19 protein-coding genes are annotated in these 20066 nt (G+C 38.0%); 13 read left to right on the top strand and 6 right to left on the bottom strand.

The genetic code is table 11. From position 1 onward, the window contains the following. Positions 1 to 143 precede the first annotated feature (143 nt). The 3 genes from clpP to bolA form a co-directional block, all read right to left on the bottom strand. Positions 144 to 767: an ATP-dependent Clp endopeptidase proteolytic subunit ClpP gene (clpP, locus tag BTA34_RS02250; RefSeq protein WP_100159251.1), complete on the bottom strand. Its 624-nt coding sequence runs from the start codon at positions 765 to 767 to the stop codon at positions 144 to 146. A 256-nt stretch (positions 768 to 1023) separates the two neighbouring features. Then, positions 1024 to 2328: a trigger factor gene (gene tig, locus BTA34_RS02245; protein ID WP_023580863.1), complete on the bottom strand. Its 1305-nt coding sequence runs from the start codon at positions 2326 to 2328 to the stop codon at positions 1024 to 1026. 321 nt (positions 2329 to 2649) lie between these two features. After that, a complete protein-coding gene (gene bolA / locus BTA34_RS02240) occupies positions 2650 to 2964 on the bottom strand; it encodes a transcriptional regulator BolA (RefSeq protein WP_151434325.1) in 315 nt (104 codons plus the stop codon). A 340-nt stretch (positions 2965 to 3304) separates the two neighbouring features. On the opposite strand from bolA, the gene BTA34_RS02235 reads away from it, so the two are divergent. Both BTA34_RS02235 and ampG read left to right on the top strand, forming a co-directional pair. Beyond that, complete coding sequence (locus BTA34_RS02235; protein ID WP_151434324.1) at positions 3305 to 3883, top strand: YajG family lipoprotein; 579 nt, start codon at positions 3305 to 3307, stop codon at positions 3881 to 3883. Positions 3884 to 3939: 56 nt separating this feature from the next. Continuing rightward, positions 3940 to 5460 carry a muropeptide MFS transporter AmpG gene (gene ampG, locus BTA34_RS02230; RefSeq protein ID WP_151434323.1) on the top strand — a complete coding sequence of 507 codons (1521 nt, stop codon included), beginning with the start codon at positions 3940 to 3942 and terminating at the stop codon, positions 5458 to 5460. A gap of 92 nt (positions 5461 to 5552) precedes the next feature. On the opposite strand, the gene dbpA is transcribed toward ampG, so the two are convergent. Next, a complete protein-coding gene (gene dbpA, locus BTA34_RS02225) occupies positions 5553 to 6926 on the bottom strand; it encodes an ATP-dependent RNA helicase DbpA (RefSeq protein ID WP_151434322.1) in 1374 nt (457 codons plus the stop codon). Between the two features lie 386 nt (positions 6927 to 7312). Between dbpA and BTA34_RS02220 the strand changes: the two genes are divergently transcribed. The 7 genes from BTA34_RS02220 to BTA34_RS02190 all read left to right on the top strand — a co-directional run bounded on the left by BTA34_RS02220 (position 7313) and on the right by BTA34_RS02190 (position 14892). Beyond that, positions 7313 to 8074 (top strand): outer membrane protein OmpK, encoded by a 762-nt coding sequence (locus BTA34_RS02220; RefSeq protein WP_151434321.1) that lies wholly within the window; start codon positions 7313 to 7315, stop codon positions 8072 to 8074. Between the two features lie 496 nt (positions 8075 to 8570). Beyond that, complete coding sequence (gene cyoA, locus BTA34_RS02215) at positions 8571 to 9521, top strand: cytochrome o ubiquinol oxidase subunit II (protein ID WP_151434320.1); 951 nt, start codon at positions 8571 to 8573, stop codon at positions 9519 to 9521. Positions 9522 to 9525: 4 nt separating this feature from the next. Next, positions 9526 to 11508, top strand: coding sequence for a cytochrome o ubiquinol oxidase subunit I (gene cyoB, locus BTA34_RS02210; protein ID WP_151434319.1), 1983 nt, complete (start codon positions 9526 to 9528; stop codon positions 11506 to 11508). Further along, positions 11508 to 12119, top strand: coding sequence for a cytochrome o ubiquinol oxidase subunit III (locus tag BTA34_RS02205; protein ID WP_036932890.1), 612 nt, complete (start codon positions 11508 to 11510; stop codon positions 12117 to 12119). The genes cyoB and BTA34_RS02205 overlap by 1 nt, the downstream gene beginning before the upstream one ends. Then, entirely contained in the window at positions 12119 to 12451 is a 333-nt protein-coding gene (locus BTA34_RS02200; protein WP_006535101.1) for a cytochrome o ubiquinol oxidase subunit IV, read from the top strand. Before BTA34_RS02205 ends, BTA34_RS02200 begins: the two co-directional genes overlap by 1 nt. Before the next feature lie 11 nt (positions 12452 to 12462). Then, entirely contained in the window at positions 12463 to 13347 is an 885-nt protein-coding gene (gene cyoE / locus BTA34_RS02195) for a heme o synthase (RefSeq protein ID WP_100159245.1), read from the top strand. 174 nt (positions 13348 to 13521) lie between these two features. After that, positions 13522 to 14892 (top strand): MFS transporter, encoded by a 1371-nt coding sequence (locus BTA34_RS02190; RefSeq protein ID WP_151434318.1) that lies wholly within the window; start codon positions 13522 to 13524, stop codon positions 14890 to 14892. A gap of 77 nt (positions 14893 to 14969) precedes the next feature. Here the strand turns inward: BTA34_RS02190 and BTA34_RS02185 are convergent, their stop codons facing one another. Then, a complete protein-coding gene (locus BTA34_RS02185; protein WP_109391993.1) occupies positions 14970 to 15461 on the bottom strand; it encodes a YajQ family cyclic di-GMP-binding protein in 492 nt (163 codons plus the stop codon). Positions 15462 to 15687: 226 nt separating this feature from the next. On the opposite strand from BTA34_RS02185, the gene panE reads away from it, so the two are divergent. The 4 genes from panE (at position 15688) to BTA34_RS02165 (ending at position 18344) form a co-directional block, all read left to right on the top strand. Continuing rightward, on the top strand, positions 15688 to 16608 hold the full coding sequence (gene panE / locus BTA34_RS02180) for a 2-dehydropantoate 2-reductase (protein WP_151434317.1): 921 nt from the start codon (positions 15688 to 15690) through the stop codon (positions 16606 to 16608). Beyond that, on the top strand, positions 16577 to 17194 hold the full coding sequence (yajL, locus tag BTA34_RS02175) for a protein deglycase YajL (protein WP_151434316.1): 618 nt from the start codon (positions 16577 to 16579) through the stop codon (positions 17192 to 17194). The genes panE and yajL overlap by 32 nt, the downstream gene beginning before the upstream one ends. 181 nt (positions 17195 to 17375) lie before the next feature. After that, complete coding sequence (locus BTA34_RS02170; RefSeq protein WP_151434315.1) at positions 17376 to 17957, top strand: hypothetical protein; 582 nt, start codon at positions 17376 to 17378, stop codon at positions 17955 to 17957. 6 nt (positions 17958 to 17963) lie between these two features. After that, positions 17964 to 18344 (top strand): type II toxin-antitoxin system YafO family toxin, encoded by a 381-nt coding sequence (locus BTA34_RS02165; RefSeq protein ID WP_151434314.1) that lies wholly within the window; start codon positions 17964 to 17966, stop codon positions 18342 to 18344. 71 nt (positions 18345 to 18415) lie between these two features. Here the strand turns inward: BTA34_RS02165 and thiI are convergent, their stop codons facing one another. Then, positions 18416 to 19867 (bottom strand): tRNA uracil 4-sulfurtransferase ThiI, encoded by a 1452-nt coding sequence (thiI, locus tag BTA34_RS02160; RefSeq protein WP_151434313.1) that lies wholly within the window; start codon positions 19865 to 19867, stop codon positions 18416 to 18418. Positions 19868 to 20066 lie beyond the last annotated feature (199 nt).

Genomic DNA, 20066 nt, shown 5'->3' with positions numbered 1-20066 from the left:
TCAACCTCACTTAGTTATTCTTCTTATTCAATTAATAAGAAGAAGAAAGACTTTTTACATAGAGATATTAATAGCCGTTTCCTTTGCGCGATTCTATAACAAAGGAAACGTGTTAATTCAATTGCTATTACAACGAGTAATAATTAGCTACGTTGAGTATAGACTTTATCCACTAATCCGTATTCTAACGCTTCGTTAGCGGATAAGAAACGATCACGCTCAGTGTCTCTTTCTATTTCTTCAATAGATTTACCTGTATGTTGAGCCATTAGCTCATTCATACGAGATTTTACTTTCAAAATTTCTTGAGCATGAATTTGAATATCTGTTGCTTGACCTTGGAAACCACCTAATGGTTGGTGGATCATCACACGAGAGTTAGGTAAGCAAATACGTTTACCTTTCGCACCAGCAGATAATAAGAAAGCACCCATTGAGCACGCTTGCCCCATACAAATGGTACTTACATCTGCTTTGATATATTGCATGGTGTCATAAATAGACATACCTGCAGTAATGACACCACCTGGTGAATTGATATAAAGGTTGATGTCTTTCTCTGGATTTTCTGCTTCTAAAAATAGCATTTGAGCAACGATAAGATTAGCCATGTGATCTTCAACTTGGCCAGTCAGGAAAATAATACGTTCTTTTAATAAACGTGAGTAAATGTCGTAAGAACGCTCTCCACGCGAAGTTTGCTCTATAACCATCGGCACCAGAGCCATATTAGGTGCGAATTGTTCCTGTGTGTCGTTAAATGACATGTCTGTCTCCTATTGCATTCTTATTGGTGCCAATGACAACAATTTTACTTGAGATAATTGATCATGACCATTTCTAATGATCTAATCTCTCACAAGACATTCAAGGCGCCTCGCGAGGAGTGATAAAGAGAATATAGAATTATCTGGAGATAATCGCTCAAATTTCAAGGCAAAATTTGATAAATATACACAAACTGAAAAAAACCCGTGGTAAAAACCACGGGTTTTTGCTTAAAACCGATATCGCGGTTAAGAATTAACCCATTTGAACTTCGTTCATCAGTTCAGTGAAGTTAGTTTCTTTTTCAGTTACTTTAGCATTTGCTAAGATTTTTTCTACCGCTTGCTCTTCTAACGCAAGATTACGGATGTTATTCATCAGTTGTTCGTTCTTGTTGTAGAACTCAACAACTTCTGATGGATCTTCGTAAGCTGAAGCCATTTCGTCGATCAGTGCATTCACACGGTCGTCTTCTGCTTTCAGTTCATTACTATTGATCACTTCACCTAACAGTAATCCAACGATTACACGACGTTTAGCTTGTTCTTCGAACAGTTCGCGTGGTAATTGTAGAGCTTGTTTCTCGTCGCCACCAAAACGTTGAGCTGCTTGACGTTGCAGAACTTCGATTTCGCTGTCAACAGCAGCTGCAGGTACGTCAACTTCGTTTGCTTTAACTAAGCCATCAATAACTTGTGATTTAACACGAGTACGTATTGCATTTTTCAGTTCACGTTCCATGTTTTTACGTACTTCTGCACGTAAACCATCAACAGAACCATCAGCAATACCAAAACGCTTGATGAACTCTTCAGTTAATTCTGGCAGTTCACGCTCTTCAACTTTTTTCAGGTTGATAGCGAATTGTGCTTTTTTACCTTTCAGGTTTTCAGCGTGGTAATCTTCTGGGAAAGTCACATCAATTGTGAATTCTTCGCCAGCTTTATGACCGATAACGCCTTCTTCGAAACCTGGGATCATACGACCTTGACCCATTGCCAGTACGAAATCTTCAGCTTTTCCGCCTTCGAATTCTTCACCGTCAATAGAACCGTTGAAATCAACAGTTACGCGATCTTCTGCTGCAACTTCACCGTCTTTGTCTTTCCACTCTGCTTGTTGCTTACGCAGTGTTTCTAACATGTTATCAACGTCTTCGTCTTTAACAGTAACAACAGGTTTTACAACTTCAATGCTTTCCAGATCTTTCAGTTCGATTTCTGGGAAAACTTCGAATTCTACAGAGTAAACAAAGTCTTCACCTTCTTTGTATTGCTCTGGTTTGTAGTCAGGCGCGCCAACTGGGTTTACTTTGTTTTCGATGATAGCGTTAATGAAATTACGCTGCATCAGGTCACCCAGAACATCATTCAATACTGACATACCATAACGCTGTTTAACCATTGACATTGGAACGTGACCTTTACGGAAACCATCAATGCGAACAGTTTTAGCAGCTTTTTTCAGTTCACTGTCTACAGCAGTTTGGATATCAGCGGCTGGTACGGTGATTGTGACACGACGCCCTAGGCCTTGAGTCGTTTCAACAGAAACTTGCATCTTGTTACCTCAAAATAAGTTTTAGTGCTCGGTCTACTTTAAAGGAAACTAACATGATATTGACATGTTTAGATTTATTTTCCTTTCAGAACCGGGGCCGCCACATTTAAAAAAACGAGGATCCCTGATATCAGAAGCATCCCGAAACCTTACTGAAAATTAGACGCGACATTATAACGATCTAGAGGGGTTGAGTCGAGAAAGAGCCGTTTTATTCCTCAATTTTTTCATAAAATCGAGCAACTCGCCCCTTTTTCCCTCTATAAAGAACAAAAAATACGCATCTTAGGATCTATTTACTCACGATTAACGATAAGGTTGTTAATCTTCTTGGCTTCCGCCACGACACCCAGGAGAGCGCAATGCTTTATCCTGCTGTTCATTCCATTCGCTCAAAGTAAAAGTGTGTAATGCTAATGCATGAACACCACTTTCCATTTCATGAGCTAATGTTTGGTACACATCACGATGGCGCGAAACACTACGTTTCTCATTAAAATCATCACTCACGATAATGACTTTAAAGTGGCTTTCAGAGCCTTCGGGCACATTATGGCGATGGCTTTCGTTTATTACTTGTAAAAAATGCGGTGAAAAGCGTGAAATCAGCTTATTCTCAATATCATCACGGATCATCTCTGCCCCTAATACTCTAGCCTTTATACCATGGTGAACAAAAAACAAGTCAACCAGACTATATTGATTTAGTCTTTATCAATACACAATGATGGGCTTATTCTTTTTAATTTTGCTGATGATAATCGCTTATTTTTCATCTTGAGTAAAACCATTGACCAAATATTGTCAAATGCATGAGCAAAAATGAGAGTAATTTGAAATAAAATCAATTGATAAAATCAGATAATTTCGTTCGTTAAGGGGATATTAGCAACCTATCAGCAGTGGTATGATAGGCTAAAGTTTGAAGCCTATTCTACTTGTTAACATAACAGACATATTTAACCGAGATTACCTCATGATTAAAAATTTACTCTGTGCTGTTTTTGCATTAACACTGCTTTCAGGTTGTGCAACTCCTAGTAACAAATTATCTATTGAACCTGTAATGTCAGTTCCTGCGGCCGACCCAACAATGCGCCCTATTTCACTGAATATTTCAAGCCAAGACAAACGTGCATCAAAAAACCTAGCGGAAATCAACCGCAACGGTAAATTAGAAGTTCTAGTTCCAACTCGTGACATTGCATTTTTAATGCAAGAAGTTCTACAAAAACAAATGGCAGCCCGTGGTTTTATGATGGGCTCTCCTGCTGCTGCTGATGTGATTATTGTTATCAATAAACTCAATGCAGATGTGGGAGAAGGAAGTGTTCGTCATAATATCAGTGCAAAAGCGGATATTTCAGTTATCGTCACCTTACCGAATGGCAGTTCTAATACCAAAACATTCCGTACTAGCTACAATGTTCAAGGTCCATTTGGTGCAACTAATGAGAAAATTGCCGCCGCGATTAACAATGTCTTAAGTGAACTCGTTAGCGATATGGCAAAAGACGCTTCAGTCAGTCAATTTATCAAATCTAACGCTCGTTAATTTTATTAGAACAAACGACCTGTTATCTCAAACGGGTCGTTGAAAGGAATTTTTGCATGGTTCAGCCCGCCTTCAAACAAACCACTTGGTATAAATCATTTATTCTTCTATTACTTGGCTTTACTTCTGGATTACCTCTGGCGTTAACAGCAGGTACATTACAAGCTTGGATGACAGTAGAAGATATCGATTTAAAAACCATTGGTTTTTTCTCATTGGTGGGACAAGCCTATGTGTTTAAATTCCTTTGGTCGCCCTTTATGGATCGCTATACCCCCTCTTTTCTTGGTCGCCGCCGAGGATGGATGTTACTGACTCAAATAGGGTTAGTGCTTGGTATTGCAGGAATGGGATTTTTAAATCCGAATGATCATTTATGGTGGCTTGCCTCTTTAGCTGTCATTGTTGCCTTTTGTTCCGCTTCACAAGACATTGTTTTTGACGCCTATAAAACAGATATATTAAAAGCAGATGAGCGTGGTACAGGTGCTGCAGTTTCTGTATTAGGCTATCGCATAGCAATGCTTGTTTCTGGGGGCATGGCGCTTTGGTTAGCTGATAAATATATTGGCTGGCAAAACATGTACTGGTTAATGGCTGCTTTAATGGGTATTGGTATTATTGCCACATTACTTGCCCAAGAGCCAGAAACCGCAGTAAAGCCTCCACGTACACTCTATGAAGCTGTTATTGAACCTTTATATGAGTTCTTCTCTCGTAATAATGCTTGGCTAATTTTACTGCTTATTGTGCTGTATAAAATGGGAGATGCTTTTGCCCTAAGTTTAAGTACCACTTTTCTTATTCGCGGTGCTGGATTTGATGCGGGTGAAGTAGGATTAGTGAATAAAACACTTGGACTTGCCGCCACTATTATTGGGGCATTACTAGGTGGTTTATTAATGCGCCGTTGGAGTTTATTTAAAGCACTGATGATTTTTGGTATTTTGCAAGGCGGTTCAAATATCGGTTATTGGTATTTAGCTATTTCTGAGCAAAGTATTTACAGCATGGGTGCCGTAGTTGCATTTGAAAATATCTGTGGCGGTATGGGAACAGCAGCATTTGTTGCCCTCTTAATGACGCTTTGCCATCTCTCTTTTTCAGCAACACAATTTGCGTTGCTCTCGGCTCTCTCTGCCATTGGTCGTGTTTATGTTGGTCCAGTTGCAGGCTGGTATGTTGAAAGCCATGGTTGGGAAGCATTTTACCTTTTTTCTATTGTTGCTTCTGTACCCGGTCTTATCTTGCTGTTGATTTCGAAAAACACGCTTATTTACACGCAAAAAACAGGTGAATTTCTTAGAAGAACCTTGTTTATTAAACAATACCGTTTTGCTATTTATGGTTTGATGCTGACTGTTCTTTTCTTTCTTTGTAGCTTAATTTTTGTAATTACAAATTCACTACCAACTTTAGAAATGTTCCAGTCTGTCGATTTTATTCAATCAATAGATACTGATAGATTAAGCGCTTGGGCTTCAACACTCTTTTTATATGGTGTGATTGTTGGTGCGGTAAGCCTTGTCTTTGGCACAATCTTAGATTATTTAGCCCTTAAAAAAACAACATATTAGTTTTATTGTCTTTTCAAGATATGCACCATAAAAAAGGACAGCTTAGGCTGTCCTTTTTGTATTCTTAGTTTTGTATTCTTAGTAAAGATAATTTATCTAAATAATCTTACTTTTACGGCTTTACCTTTGATTTTACCTTGTTGCAGCTGTTTCCAGACTTGTTTTGCAATAGATTGTTTTACAGCAACATAAGCATGAGTTGGGTTGATCATAATTTTACCAATATCGGCACCATTGAAACCCATATCACCCGTTAGTGCGCCTAAAATATCACCTGGGCGCATTTTGGCTTTTTTACCACCATCAATACATAATGTTGCCATTGTTGCTTCAAGAGGCGTAATTTGTAGCCCAGTAGGCACTGGTAACCAATTTATCTTCATATGAAGCATCTCTTCTAAAGCGTTAGCACGCTGAATTTCTTCTGGTGCGCAAAAGCTAATCGCTAATCCACTTTCACCCGCTCTGGCTGTACGACCAATTCGGTGAACATGTACTTCAGGATCCCACGACAATTCGTAGTTAATCACCATTTCTAATGCTTTAATATCAAGTCCACGAGCCGCAACATCTGTTGCTACTAATACACGACAACTTCCATTAGCAAAGCGAATAAGCGTTTGGTCACGCTCTCTTTGTTCCATATCACCATGTAAAGCAAGCACACTTTGGTTGCTTTCTGTCAGTGTTTCATACACATCTTGGCAATCTCGCTTTGTGTTGCAAAACACAACACAAGAGGCAGGCTGCTCACGACTTAAAAGCTTTTGCAGTAATCCTATTTTTCCATGACGAGATATTTCATAAAACTGCTGTTCAACAGCCGGAAGTTCATCAACAGAATTTATCTCAATAGTGACTGGGTTTTGCTGGATCTTACGGCTAATTGTTGCGATTTCATTTGGCCAAGTTGCAGAAAAGAGCAACGTTTGGCGTGCTGTTGGCATACGAGAAATAATATCGTTGATATCATCAAAAAATCCCATATCCAACATTCTGTCTGCTTCATCCAATACCAATGTTTTCACATCATCTAACGTAACAGTCTCTTTTTTTAGGTGATCAAGCAATCTGCCCGGTGTTGCAACAATAATATGCGCAGCATGTATTAATGAATCGCGCTGGATACTAAATGGAACGCCACCACACAGCGTTAATACTTTGATATTTGGAAGGTAACGAGCAAGACGGCGTAATTCATTTGCAACTTGATCAGCAAGTTCTCGCGTTGGGCATAAAATAAGTGATTGAGTATTAAACTGTTTTGCATCAATGTGTTGCAAAAGCCCCAAACCAAAAGCAGCTGTTTTACCGCTGCCTGTTTTTGCCTGAGCGCGAACGTCTTTTCCTTCAAGAATGGCAGGTAAAGCGGCCTCTTGAACTGGAGTCATAGTGAGATAACCCAATTCATTAAGGTTAGCGAGTTGTTCAGCAGGAAGTGCGTTAAGTTCAGCAAATGAGGTCACAATGAAAATTCCAAGTAAGATAAAAACGAATATTGCTTAATGATACTATCCCTTTATTCCTGTGTCGTGAGGTATTTTTACGCAACTTTTACTGCATATTTTTCTTTCTTCTTTTACTTCCTTTTTTACTTCCTGTTCTACTTCCTGTTTTACTTGCCAAAAAACCATTATTAAGCGCTTAATTCATTCAAAATAGATAAAATTATAAAAATAAACTAAACAATACTAAAAATCCCACTTTTTATTATCAATTTAATATTCTAGAAATAGATCCTAATTTCAACATTATGATCTATAAATGTGAATTCTTTGGGTTATAATTTCAAAATAAATTAAAAAACAAATTCACCGCAAAATTATTTCATTAAATTTAATTGAGATTATTCATGATAAAAAAAACATTTTTATTAACCATCGCAAGTACACTTTCTTTATCGGCTCAAGCTAGCTATTTAGGTGGCTTCGCTAATACCAGCATCAATTATCTTGATTGGACTTCTCATACAACACACAAAACAGGGCAATCTTCTCATAAAGATGATTTTGCCTATTTAGAACTTGAAGGCGGTGCCAATTTTTCATGGGGCGAGTTTTATGGCTTCTTTGATCTAGAAAACCTATTTAACCCTCGAAAAACACAACCGGGTGATAACCAACGCTATACCGTAAAAACAACAAGCCGTATTTATTTAGGTGAAAGTCATTTTAATTTATATGGGCATGTTTACGGCACATGGTCACTTCCGGGTAAAGAAAATAATGGTAATTTCCATGAAGTTAATACGCTCTACGGTTTAGGCTATAACACACAAATTGATAATTTATGGTTTAAACCATTCGTTGCGCTTCATTATGTCGATCAAACTTATTATTCAGGAAATAATGGCTACGTCGTTGGCTGGGTTGCTGGATATGATTTTTCTATTAGAGATCAAAAATTTAGCATTAGCAATTGGCATGAAATGGAATTTAGCCGTCATAAGCGTTATGGCAATGGCGGGCAAAATGGGTTTAATGGCGCTTTAGCTTTTTGGTGGCATCCAACGACCTCTATTACCACAGGTATTCAATATCGTTATGCTTATAAAAAGTTAGGCGAAGATTTCCTGCAAGACGGCATTGTATATAGCTTGAAATATAACTTTTAATCACTAATTGTTAATTTTTATTACAGCGAAAGCATTTTTATTCGCTGTAACCTCTTTTTATCACTTAATGAAAAACTTTCTCATTGGATACAAACATTCATTAAATCACTAATTGCCCATATTAAAAATCACACAAGCATCAAATATAGATATTAAACATCAAGATAAAAAGGATTTTACCTATCAACTCTCCTCCGACCTCTAATTTGTTACTTTTTTAATCAAAATACGTTTTCTTACACTTTTTACTGCATTTTTATTTGTAAAAATATGTATTTATTTTAAAAACATGGTACTTTATGAAATTATAGTTAATACGCAATAATTAAATTAACATTTATTTAATAGTTTGATTACTTGTGATCACATTAACACAAAAGACTAACCAACCTCTTACTTACCATTACAATTGTTTACACTGTCGCAACCTTACCGTAAAATGTCCTTACTGATACTGATGAAACAACAATAGAACCTTTGTCATTTGGGTCGTTGGATGAGACTTATGAAATACATAAAAAGTATTGGGACACTTTCGCTATTAGCAGCAGCTCTTCTATTAAGTGGCTGTGATATGGCGTTAATGAATCCCAAAGGCGCTATCGGCGCTGAGCAAAAAACATTAATCCTCATTGCGCTTGGTTTAATGTTAATTGTTGTGATACCGGTAATACTGATGGTGATTGTTTTCGCTTTTCGCTACCGTGAATCCAATACTAAAGCCACCTATCGCCCAAACTGGGCTCACTCAAATAAAATTGAACTCGTCGTTTGGACGGTGCCAATTATCATTATTGTGATTTTGGCGAGTATTACATGGAAAACAACCCATGAACTTGATCCTTACAAACCATTAGAGTCCACAGAAAAACCTGTCACCATTGAAGTTGTTTCAATGGATTGGAAATGGTTATTTATCTATCCAGAACAAGGTATTGCAACAGTTAATGAACTGGCTTTCCCTACTAATGTTCCTGTTAATTTCAAAATCACTTCTGACTCTGTCATGAACTCATTCTTTATCCCTCGCTTAGGTGGACAAATCTATGCGATGGCAGGAATGCAAACTAAGCTGCACTTAATTGCTAATGAACCAGGTGAATATCAAGGTATGTCAGCAAGTTATAGTGGACACGGCTTCTCTGATATGAAATTTACAGCGATTGCGACACCTGATCGTGCCGGTTTCGATGCGTGGGTTGAAAAAGTCAAACAATCGTCAGATACGTTAAATACGACCGCTGCATTTAATGAACTTGCTAAACCAAGCCAGAAAAATCCAGTGACCTACTATTCAAGCGTGAAGCCAATGTTATTCCAAGAGACCATTTCTAAATTTGGTCATACAGGTCATGGCGCTCACACCAGTGGCAATCAGACAGCACATGCTGATGCAACAATGAATATGAACATGAGCCATGCGGCGCATGCAGGAGCAGAGGAATAAAGGCATGTTCGGAAAATTAACTCTTGATGCAATCCCGCTACACGAGCCAATTATCGTAGTTACTTTACTCGGTATTGTACTTGGTGGGCTTGCTGTTGTTGGTGCGCTAACTTATTTTCGTAAATGGAAATGGTTGTGGACTGAATGGTTAACCAGCGTTGACCATAAAAAAATTGGTATTATGTATATCCTCGTTGCAATGGTCATGATGTTCCGTGGCTTTGCCGATGCGATTATGATGAGAAGCCAACAAGCGCTCGCCTCTGCCGGCGAAGCAGGTTTCTTACCACCTCATCACTATGATCAGATTTTTACCGCACACGGCGTTATCATGATTTTCTTCATGGCAACACCTTTCGTTGTGGGTCTGATGAACCTTGTTGTGCCTTTACAAATCGGCGCTCGTGATGTTGCCTTCCCGTTCCTTAACTCACTGAGCTTCTGGTTCTTTGTTGTTGGTGTGGTACTCATTAACCTTTCTTTAGGTGTTGGTGAATTCGCACAAACAGGTTGGTTAGCTTATCCACCACTTTCTGGCTTGGAATATAACCCGGGAGTCGGGGTCGATTATTGGATATGGAGTTTACAAATATCCGGTATTGGTACGCTTCTAACAGGGGTTAACTTCTTCGCAACTATCCTGCGTATGCGTGCGCCGGGTATGAGCATGATGAAAATGCCAGTATTCTCTTGGGCGGCTTTATGTACTAACGTCCTGATTATTGCTGCATTCCCAATTTTAACAGTCACTATCACGCTGTTAACTTTAGACCGCTATCTTGGTACGCATTTCTTTACCAATGATATGGGCGGTAATATGATGATGTACATCAACCTTGTATGGGCTTGGGGTCATCCAGAAGTTTATATCCTTGTTCTGCCAGTATTTGGTGTGTTCTCTGAAGTTACAGCAACATTCTCTAAAAAACGGTTATTCGGTTATACCTCATTAGTCGGTGCAACTGTCGTTATTACCGTGTTGTCATTTATCGTTTGGTTACACCACTTCTTTACCATGGGCTCTGGCGCAAACGTCAATGCCTTCTTCGGTATCGCCACAATGATCATCGCTATACCAACAGGGGTTAAAATCTTTAACTGGCTGTTTACGATGTATCAAGGTCGTATCGAATATAAAAGCCCAATGCTGTGGACTATCGGTTTCCTTATCACCTTCTCTGTTGGTGGTATGACAGGGGTTCTGTTAGCCGTTCCGGGTGCAAACTTTGTTTTACATAACAGCTTATTCTTAATTGCTCACTTCCATAACGTTATTATCGGTGGTGTGGTATTTGGCTGTTTCGCAGGTATGACTTATTGGTTCCCTAAAGCATTCGGTTTCACACTGAATGAAAAATGGGGTATCCGTGCATTCTGGTTCTGGTTTATCGGCTTCTTTATGGCCTTTATGCCACTGTACATTCTTGGCTTTATGGGTATGACTCGTCGTATCAGCCAAAACATCAACCCAGAATTCCATCCAATGCTGATGGTTGCTGCGGGTGGTGCTGCGTTGATTGCTATCGGTATCGCTTGTCAAGTTATCCAGATCTACGTAAGTATCCGTGACCGTGATCAAAACCGTGACTTAACGGGAGATCCATGGGGCGGTCGTACTCTGGAATGGTCGATTTCTTCACCTGCTCCTTTCTATAACTTTGCCGTTGAACCTAATGTTCAAACTCGTGATGAGTGGTGGGATCAGAAAGAAAAAGGCACAGCTTATCAGCGTCCAACTAAATACGAACCAATCCATATGCCTAAAAATACAGGCGCTGGTGTGATTATTTCAGCATTCAGTCTAGTACTTGGTTTTGCCATGATCTGGCATATCTGGTGGTTAGCTATCGTTGGTTTCGCTGGCATGATTGTCACTTGGATCGTGAAAAGCTTTGATACAGATGTGGATTACTATGTCCAAGTACCTGAAATTGAAGCTCTCGAGAATAAGCATTATGAAGAACTGAAAAAAGCAGGTGTGAAATAATGTCTACTCAAACTGTAAATAACACAAACGCCCATGAGCATCATGGGCACCACGATGCAGGAGCAACGAAAGTTTTCGGCTTCTGGATCTACCTAATGAGCGACCTTATCCTGTTTGCCAGCTTATTCGCCACTTATGCGGTGCTTGTTAACGGGATTGCGGATGGTCCTTCAGGTAAAGAGATTTTTAGCTTACCGTTTGTTTTAGTTGAAACCTTCTTACTGCTATTTAGTAGTATCACTTTTGGTTTCGCTATGCTGAGCATGAATAAAGGTAGCGTTAGCCAAGTTAATCTGTGGTTATTTGTTACTTTCTTATTCGGCTTAGGTTTCGTCATCATGGAAGTTTACGAATTCCATGAGCTAATCGCAGAAGGTTATGGCCCAGATCGCAGTGCATTCTTATCTGCATTCTTTGCATTAGTTTCAACGCACGGTCTTCACGTAACTGCGGGTTTAATTTGGATTGTTATTATGATGATCCAAGTATCACGCCGTGGTTTAACTGAAGTTAACCGCACTCGTTTAAGTTGTTTAAGTCTGTTCTGGCACTTCCTTGACGTTGTCTGGATCTGTGTGTTCACCGTAGTTTATCTGATGGGAGCGATGTAATGAGTCATCCAAATACTTCTCCTTCAGGCGCAAGCCACGGCAGCATGAAGTCTTATCTGATCGGCTTTATTCTGTCTGTTATCCTCACCGTTATTCCATTTTGGATGGTGATGGAAGGAACCGCGACACCAGCAACAATTCTATGGACTGTTGTCGGTATGGCAGTTGTGCAGATTGTGGTTCACTTAGTCTGCTTCTTGCATATGAATACGTCATCAGAAGAGCGCTGGAACGTCGTCGCATTCCTGTTCACACTGCTTATTATCGGCATTGTTGTCGTAGGCTCGTTGTGGATTATGTACAACCTGAACATCAATATGATGATGGATTAAGAGTTGTCGCTATGATTAAGCAATACCTACAAGTCACCAAACCAGGAATTATTTTCGGAAATTTAATTTCTGTAATAGGTGGTTTTCTACTCGCTTCTAAAGGTGAGATTGATTACTCCCTATTTTTCGCGACTCTACTTGGGGTGTCTCTGGTCGTTGCTTCTGGTTGTGTTTTTAACAACTATATTGACCGTGATATTGACCGTATCATGGAAAGAACGAAGAATCGTCCATTAGTTAAAGGATTAATTGACCCTCAAATTAGCCTGATTTATGCCTCAGTATTAGGTATTGCAGGTGTTGTGCTGCTCTATGTAGCAGCCAACCCACTTGCAATGTTTATCGCTGTATTCGGTTTTATTATTTATGTTGGGGTTTATAGCCTCTATATGAAGCGTAAATCTGTGTATGGCACACTGATTGGAAGTTTATCTGGCTCTGCACCGCCTGTTATCGGTTATTGTGCCGTTAGCGGTGAATTTGATGCAGGCGCGGCAATCCTATTACTTATCTTTAGTTTGTGGCAAATGCCCCACTCTTATGCCATTGCTATTTTCCGTTTTAAAGACTACCAAGCTGCAAATATCCCTGTATTACCTGTGATTAAAGGGATCTCAGTCGCTAAACGTCATATTATTCTCTATATTCTGGCGTTTATGATTGCAACCTTAATGCTGACATTAGTTGGTTACGCAGGCTATAAATACCTGATTGTGGCTTCAGCCGTCAGTATTTGGTGGTTAGGCATGGCATTATCTGGTTACAAAGCAACCAATGATATTGTGTGGGCGCGAAAATTATTTATTTTCTCTATTGTCGCAATAACTTCATTAAGCGTAATGATGTCTGTTGATCCAACAAGCTCCACAGAAGCAGTTCTTGCGTATCTAAGATAATGTATTTATTAAAGTAACCTAAATACCAGTCAGCTTTCTGACTGGTATTTTTTTATCTTTTTTATGACTTCGCATGATATCAGTACAGTTTTGTCTTTTTTGTATCCCATTTATTGATTAACCTCGCCAAGATTTGCCATTACAATGAGGAGGATCAGTAATTCGAGGTAATCCATGAATGATAATAAAATGACTCCATTAGAGCGCAAAGCAACATGGGGATTAGGCACTGTTTTTTCTCTTCGCATGCTTGGCATGTTTATGGTACTCCCAGTTTTAACCACCTATGGGCTTCAACTACAACACGCAACAGAATCTCTCATTGGATTAGCCATCGGTATTTATGGATTAACACAAGCTATATTCCAAATTCCTTTTGGTATTTTCTCTGATAAATTTGGTCGAAAACCTATGATTGTTTTTGGCTTAATTATTTTTATTATTGGTAGTTTGATTGCAGCTCTCAGTGACAATATCTACGGCATTATTATTGGTAGAGCATTACAAGGAGCGGGAGCTATATCAGCCGCGGTAATGGCTTTATTGTCAGATTTAACACGAGAACAAAATAGAACAAAAGCAATGGCCTTTATTGGTATTAGCTTTGGAATAACGTTCGCTTTAGCCTTAGTTCTAGGACCTATTTTAACGCATATCTTTGGCTTACATGGGCTATTTTGGGGAATTGCCCTACTCGCCTTTGGTGGCATTATTATTACACTTTTTACTGTACCGAATAGCGAACACCATATTCTTAATCGAGAATCAGGTTTTGTTCGTGGCAGTGTAAAAAAGGTTTTATTTGATGCACAGCTTCTTAAACTTAATACAGGTATTTTTTCACTACATACCTTATTAATGGCTGCATTTGTTGCACTTCCTCTGGTTATGAGTAATGCCGGTTTAGCAAAAGAGAAGCATTGGATTGTTTATCTAGTCACTATGCTTATTGCCTTTATTACTGTACTTCCTTTTATTATCTATGCAGAAAAGAAACGAAAGATGAAACAAGTTTTCTTATTCTGTATTTTATTACTTATTATTGCTCAAGCCATTCTTATTATTTCAGGCTCTAGCTTATGGTTAATTATTGCGGGTATTCAAATTTTCTTTATTGGTTTTAATATTATGGAAGCTCTTCTTCCTTCATTAATCAGTAAAGAAGCACCAGCAGGTTATAAAGGTACAGCGATGGGAATTTATTCCACCAGCCAATTTTTAGGTGTGGCATTGGGCGGAATATTAGGCGGATGGCTTTACCAGCATTATAATGCACAAACTGTATTTTTAGGCTGTTTAGTGATTGGGCTTATTTGGTTTTTCATTAGCCTAACATTACGCCAACCCTCTTATGTTAGTAGCTTACGCATTGAATTACCTGAGAATTTATCTTCAAGCCAACAGCAGCAACTACAACAATTATTTAAGCAACAAGCGGGCGTTAATGAAGTGGTGATTATGGCAGATGAACAGAGTGCTTATATCAAGGTTGATACTAAACAGACGCCAAGAACAACATTAGAGTCTCTGATCCCTTTAGTTTAAGGATCAATAAATTTACTGGATAAAATAAAAATGCGCTGTTAAACCAGCGCATTTTTTATGACTAAATAGATAAAAAATTAGTCACGGAAATTGTTAAATTGGAATGGCTGTCCTAGCTCACCTTCTCTTACTAATTTCATCACAGCTTGTAAGTCATCACGCGATTTACCTGTAACACGCACTTGCTCACCTTGAATTTGAGCCTGAACTTTCAATTTACTGTCTTTAATCAGCTTAACAATTTTCTTAGCTAATGCTGAATCAATACCTTGTTTTAAGGTAGCTTCTACGCTGTACATTTTTCCGCTGTGAGTCATCTCTTCAGGGATATTTAATACCGCACCATCAATCCCTCTTTTTGCCATTTTCTCACGCAGAATATCTAATAATTGTTGAACCTGAAATTCAGATACACTGGTCGTTTTCACTGACTCTGCTTTTTCGTTTAATTCAAAACTTGCTTCAACGTTACGAAAATCCCAGCGAGTAGTCAGTTCACGTTGCGCGTTTTCCACCGCATTACGCACTTCATGTAAGTCAACTTCAGATACGATATCAAAAGATGGCATTCTTTCTTCCTCAATAAATAAATACAACCCAAATAATAGCTTCTTTTAGGGTTGCAAAAAAGCATTGCACATTCAATAACAAATTTATCCCCCCTGTTTTACCTTTATGGTAAAGCGCAAACATACTTTAAACAGAGAAGTGCAATCAATGTTATAATTTTAGCTAAATAGTCTAATGACCGTCAGTAGCCACCTTACGCTATTACGATTTGTAAAAAGAGGCACAATGAAAATTACCGTTTTAGGGTGTGGTTCGATTGGTAAACTTTGGGTTGCAGCTTTAACACGTCAATCTCATGAAGTACAAGGTTGGCTAAGAGTACCTCAGCCTTTTTTAGATGTAAGTGTTGATAACATTAATGGCGAGCCTTTTTATCAACGTATTACTGCAAATCAACTTGAATGGTTAAAACAAAGCGAATTACTTATTGTTTGCTTAAAATCTTGGCAAGTCTCAGATGCGGTTAATGCTCTTCTACCTTTTTTATCTGCACAATGTCCTATCTTATTAATTCATAATGGCATGGGAACAGCAGATGAATTAACAGCAACACAGCACTCTATATCCAGACCAATCTTACAAGGCATCATTACTCATGGTGCTTATCAACAAGGACAAGATGTTATTCATACCGCAACAGGAATAACACATATAGGTCCATTAAATCATGCAGCTCAACAATATAGCTATTTAGCAGAAACCTTGCATCATGCTTTACCCGATGTCGCTTGGCACAATGATATTCATACAATTAGTTGGCTAAAACTTGCTGTTAATTGTGTTATCAACCCTCTTACCGTTTATTATCAATGCCGTAATGGGGATTTATTGCGTTATCCTGAACATATTCAAAAAATATGCGATGAAGTTTACCTAGTGATGGAACGTGAAGGTGTTGTACCAACATCTCAAACCCATCTTCATGGCTATATTATTGATACGATAGAACAAACAGCAAATAATTATTCTTCTATGTATCAAGATGTGAAATATCAACGCCATACAGAGATTGACTATATTACGGGTTATTTATTACGTCGAGCTTCAGAACAAGGGCTTGTATTGCCAGAAAATAACCATCTTTTCCAATTTATTAAACAACAGGAAGGCAATTATGACCATATCAGCGCTCATCTGCCTAGCTAATGGAAGTGAAGAAACCGAAGTCGTAACTACCGCAGATTTGCTGGTAAGGGCAGGTATTAATGTCGTGCTTGCAAGTGCAGAAGATGATGTTGATGAACTTATAATTACAGGTTCCCGAGGCATAAAACTTGTCGCAGATGCTCCTTTAGTTCGTATTGCCGATCACCACTATGACGTTATTATTCTACCCGGTGGATTACAAGGTACTGAAACATTAAGAGACAGCCCTTTAGTCGTTGAGAAAGTACGTCGCATGCACAGCGAAAATAAGCTTGTTGCCGCGATTTGTGCAGCACCCGCAATGATCCTTGAATCCCATAATATTTTTCCCATCGGCAATATGACGGGTTTTCCTGCATTAAAAGATAAAATCTCATCGAAAAAATGGGTTGATTATCGCGTCTATTATGATGAAAGAGTTAACTTAATTACTAGCCAAGCTCCAGCAACATCTATCGATTTTGCACTAAAAATTATCGAACGCTTAAAAGGCAAAGAAGCTGCAGCAGATGTTGCCAAACAGCTTGTATTACCACCCGGTATTTATAATTATCAAGATGAATTTACAGGGTTTGGGGATAAATAGATAAACTGTACACTCATAACAAAATATCCCCACCTAATTCATTTATCTTATTAATAGGTATATTATTTATTAGTTGGGGATTAATTTTTAAGACCTATTTCAGTCGTTATTTCTTCATATCAGATTTTAAAATAAGTGTTGAGAGGTTAAAATAGAACCAACTTCTAAAGGATGTGGCAAAATGAAAACTCTTCAATACCGCAAGAACTTACCTAAACTTGTTACTTTAATTTCTATGGGATTAGCCACTGTTCCTGCTGAAAGTTTTAGACATAAACAATCATCGTTGATCCCCAATATTCAATACTCTTTTGCATCTCCTGTATCTAATCAACTTGTTGCTATTCCGATTGATGATGCTACTGAAAAAATGAGCACTTTAGCTGAGTTACTCAATAGTGACTTAATTAGATTAAAAAAAGAATGGGAAAACCATGAAAATTTATTTATTAGCCAACACATTTATGAACAAATAAATAAAAATATAAAAGATATAGATACCTCTTTAGTTGATATAAAAAATGTCCTTGCATCGTGTTTAAATAACGATATCTTAAAAAAAGAAAGTATTCTTTTATTTGGTCGCTCTTTAGCAATGTATAGAAGTGTATTAACTGAGATTGTTTCATTTATAGAACAAACTCATCAGCCATTAAAAACAACAAATAAAAAACCCAATGTAACTAATGCTGAGATGCAGAGATTAATACAATCTGAGCATATAAAATTAGGGCTTGATATACCTAAGTTTAATAGTAATTGATACTTTATGACTCAAATATCAATACATCCTGATATTGAACATAAAACTATCGCCAATGAATATGCTCATTTATTAAAACTTTGGAAAGAAGACAATATATTATCTAATTATTTAGGTGCCAATGGTCGCTGGGAAAATAATGCCAAGTTATGTCAATCTCTTATTTCTAAAATACATATTAGAATACCACTTGAACCAGGATGGAATAAAAAGACACCTCAAATACAAAGAAAATCAAATCATTACTTAGTTTACTGTCAACATTGGCTTTACCCAAACAGATATCAAATTATTGCTATTATGTCGCCCAATGCTCATGAGATAGCAAAAACATCATTTCTGGCTGTATTAGAGAAAAGAGCAGAAGAATTTCAAAATAATTTCTAATAAGCTATATCAGTAACTAAAAAAGCCACTTTCAGTGGCTTTTTTATTCGCAAGATCAAATCGCTAGCGTATTATTTTTTACGATAGACTTTAACGTTTTCAAAACCTTGTTCACGCAAATAAAGCGCTTGTAAGCGGCTCATCATTCCGCGATCACAATAGAGCAAATAAGTTTTGGCTTTATCTAAATCACCAAACTGAGTGCTTAATTTATAGAAAGGTAACTCTTTAACATCAACACCGTCTATCTTTAATGGAGCAGTTTCTTGCTCTTCAGGTGAGCGGATATCCAAAATAACATCGTTAGCGCCAAATTCAGATACCATCTCAACTTCAGTAACCTGCTGTACAGTTTCTTCTGCAATACGACGAATATCCATATTCTTGGCGTTTTCAACAACACTATCAAGAATAGAAAAATCAAACTTCTCTTCTTCTGCTTCGATCTTCGCTTTGACCGCCTTCACTGTGGGGCTTTTTGAAATCACACCACAGAATTCCGGCATTGTACGAGCAAAATCTTCTGTGCCTATTTGGCGAGCAATATTGATAATGTTTTCTTTATCGTGTGTGATAAGAGGACGTAAAATTAGTGTATCTGTCGCATTATCAATTAAACGTAAGTTCGTTAAGGTTTGACTTGAAACTTGACCTAATGCTTCACCCGTTACAATCGCTTGAACACCATAGCGTTCTGCAACACGGGATGCTGCACGTACCATCATACGTTTTAATACAACACCCATTTGACCATCATCGACTTTTTCTAAGATTTCTGCGACAACAGGTTCAAAATCAACCGCAACGAAATGCACTTTATGAGAACGACCAAAGCGATTCCATAAATAATGAGCAACTTGTTTAACGCCAATTTCGTGTGCAGAGCCACCTAAGTTAAAGAAACAATAGTGAACACGGCTACCACGACGCATCAGCATATAACTTGATACGCCAGAGTCATAGCCACCAGAAATCAACGACAATACATCTTCTTGCGTACCAATAGGGAAGCCACCAATACCTTCATAGCGCGCATTTACTAAAATAAGTTTGTCATCTTCAATTTCTAAATTAATGGTGACATCTGGACGCGTTAATTTCACTTTTGCGCTTTCGACGTGTTGGTTAAAGCCACCACCGACATAACGCTCAACTTCATTTGAAGTAAAACTGTGCTTACCACGACGTTTGGCACGAACACAAAATGTTTTGTTTTCAACTAAATGCTTAAACGCTGCAAAAGTTTGCTCAAAAATATTATGTAGATCAGTATATGGATGCTCTTCTACTTGTAAGAAGTGATGAATACCAGGAATACGTGTGAGTGCATCACATACCGCTTCACTTTTGCTTTCATCTTTACTAACAACAACAATGTTATCCCAATTGCGGACAACTGTGATTTCATCACCTAATGTATTGAGTACATTACGAATATTGCTAGTAAGAATTTTGATAAAACGGATACGAACTGATTGGCTTTTGATCGTAATTTCGGGGAATAATTTAATAATAAACTTCATAGTCAATGGTCATAGGTTATTAAGTAGAAACATAAACTACAGTGATGTTAATTGACTGGAGTTTATAAAAGTCACAAAGTATATCACCAATATTTAGGGCTCACCCGCAAAAATCATCGACTGAATAAGAAATTTTCTTCTTACTTGTAGTAAGATGATCGCTATTATTCAGCGCTAACATGCTTTATTATCAAAAATA

The organism is Proteus sp. CD3 (assembly GCF_008808075.1).
Classification (GTDB): domain Bacteria; phylum Pseudomonadota; class Gammaproteobacteria; order Enterobacterales; family Enterobacteriaceae; genus Proteus; species Proteus appendicitidis.
This window is presented reverse-complemented; position numbering and strand designations above follow the sequence as displayed.

Bases quoted from the DNA above. Each gene is read 5' to 3' on its own strand.
- BTA34_RS02220 (WP_151434321.1), top strand. From the start codon at position 7,313: ATGATAAAAAAAACATTTTTATTAACCATCGCAAGTACACTTTCTTTA.
- BTA34_RS02190 (WP_151434318.1), top strand. From the start codon at position 13,522: ATGAATGATAATAAAATGACTCCATTAGAGCGCAAAGCAACATGGGGA.
- BTA34_RS02165 (WP_151434314.1), top strand. From the start codon at position 17,964: ATGACTCAAATATCAATACATCCTGATATTGAACATAAAACTATCGCC.
- BTA34_RS02200 (WP_006535101.1), top strand. From the start codon at position 12,119: ATGAGTCATCCAAATACTTCTCCTTCAGGCGCAAGCCACGGCAGCATG.
- cyoA (WP_151434320.1), top strand. From the start codon at position 8,571: ATGAGACTTATGAAATACATAAAAAGTATTGGGACACTTTCGCTATTA.
- BTA34_RS02170 (WP_151434315.1), top strand. From the start codon at position 17,376: ATGAAAACTCTTCAATACCGCAAGAACTTACCTAAACTTGTTACTTTA.
- thiI (WP_151434313.1), bottom strand. From the start codon at position 19,867: ATGAAGTTTATTATTAAATTATTCCCCGAAATTACGATCAAAAGCCAA.
- BTA34_RS02235 (WP_151434324.1), top strand. From the start codon at position 3,305: ATGATTAAAAATTTACTCTGTGCTGTTTTTGCATTAACACTGCTTTCA.
- BTA34_RS02205 (WP_036932890.1), top strand. From the start codon at position 11,508: ATGTCTACTCAAACTGTAAATAACACAAACGCCCATGAGCATCATGGG.
- clpP (WP_100159251.1), bottom strand. From the start codon at position 767: ATGTCATTTAACGACACACAGGAACAATTCGCACCTAATATGGCTCTG.
- yajL (WP_151434316.1), top strand. From the start codon at position 16,577: ATGACCATATCAGCGCTCATCTGCCTAGCTAATGGAAGTGAAGAAACC.
- tig (WP_023580863.1), bottom strand. From the start codon at position 2,328: ATGCAAGTTTCTGTTGAAACGACTCAAGGCCTAGGGCGTCGTGTCACA.
- cyoB (WP_151434319.1), top strand. From the start codon at position 9,526: ATGTTCGGAAAATTAACTCTTGATGCAATCCCGCTACACGAGCCAATT.
- cyoE (WP_100159245.1), top strand. From the start codon at position 12,463: ATGATTAAGCAATACCTACAAGTCACCAAACCAGGAATTATTTTCGGA.
- bolA (WP_151434325.1), bottom strand. From the start codon at position 2,964: ATGATCCGTGATGATATTGAGAATAAGCTGATTTCACGCTTTTCACCG.
- ampG (WP_151434323.1), top strand. From the start codon at position 3,940: ATGGTTCAGCCCGCCTTCAAACAAACCACTTGGTATAAATCATTTATT.
- panE (WP_151434317.1), top strand. From the start codon at position 15,688: ATGAAAATTACCGTTTTAGGGTGTGGTTCGATTGGTAAACTTTGGGTT.
- BTA34_RS02185 (WP_109391993.1), bottom strand. From the start codon at position 15,461: ATGCCATCTTTTGATATCGTATCTGAAGTTGACTTACATGAAGTGCGT.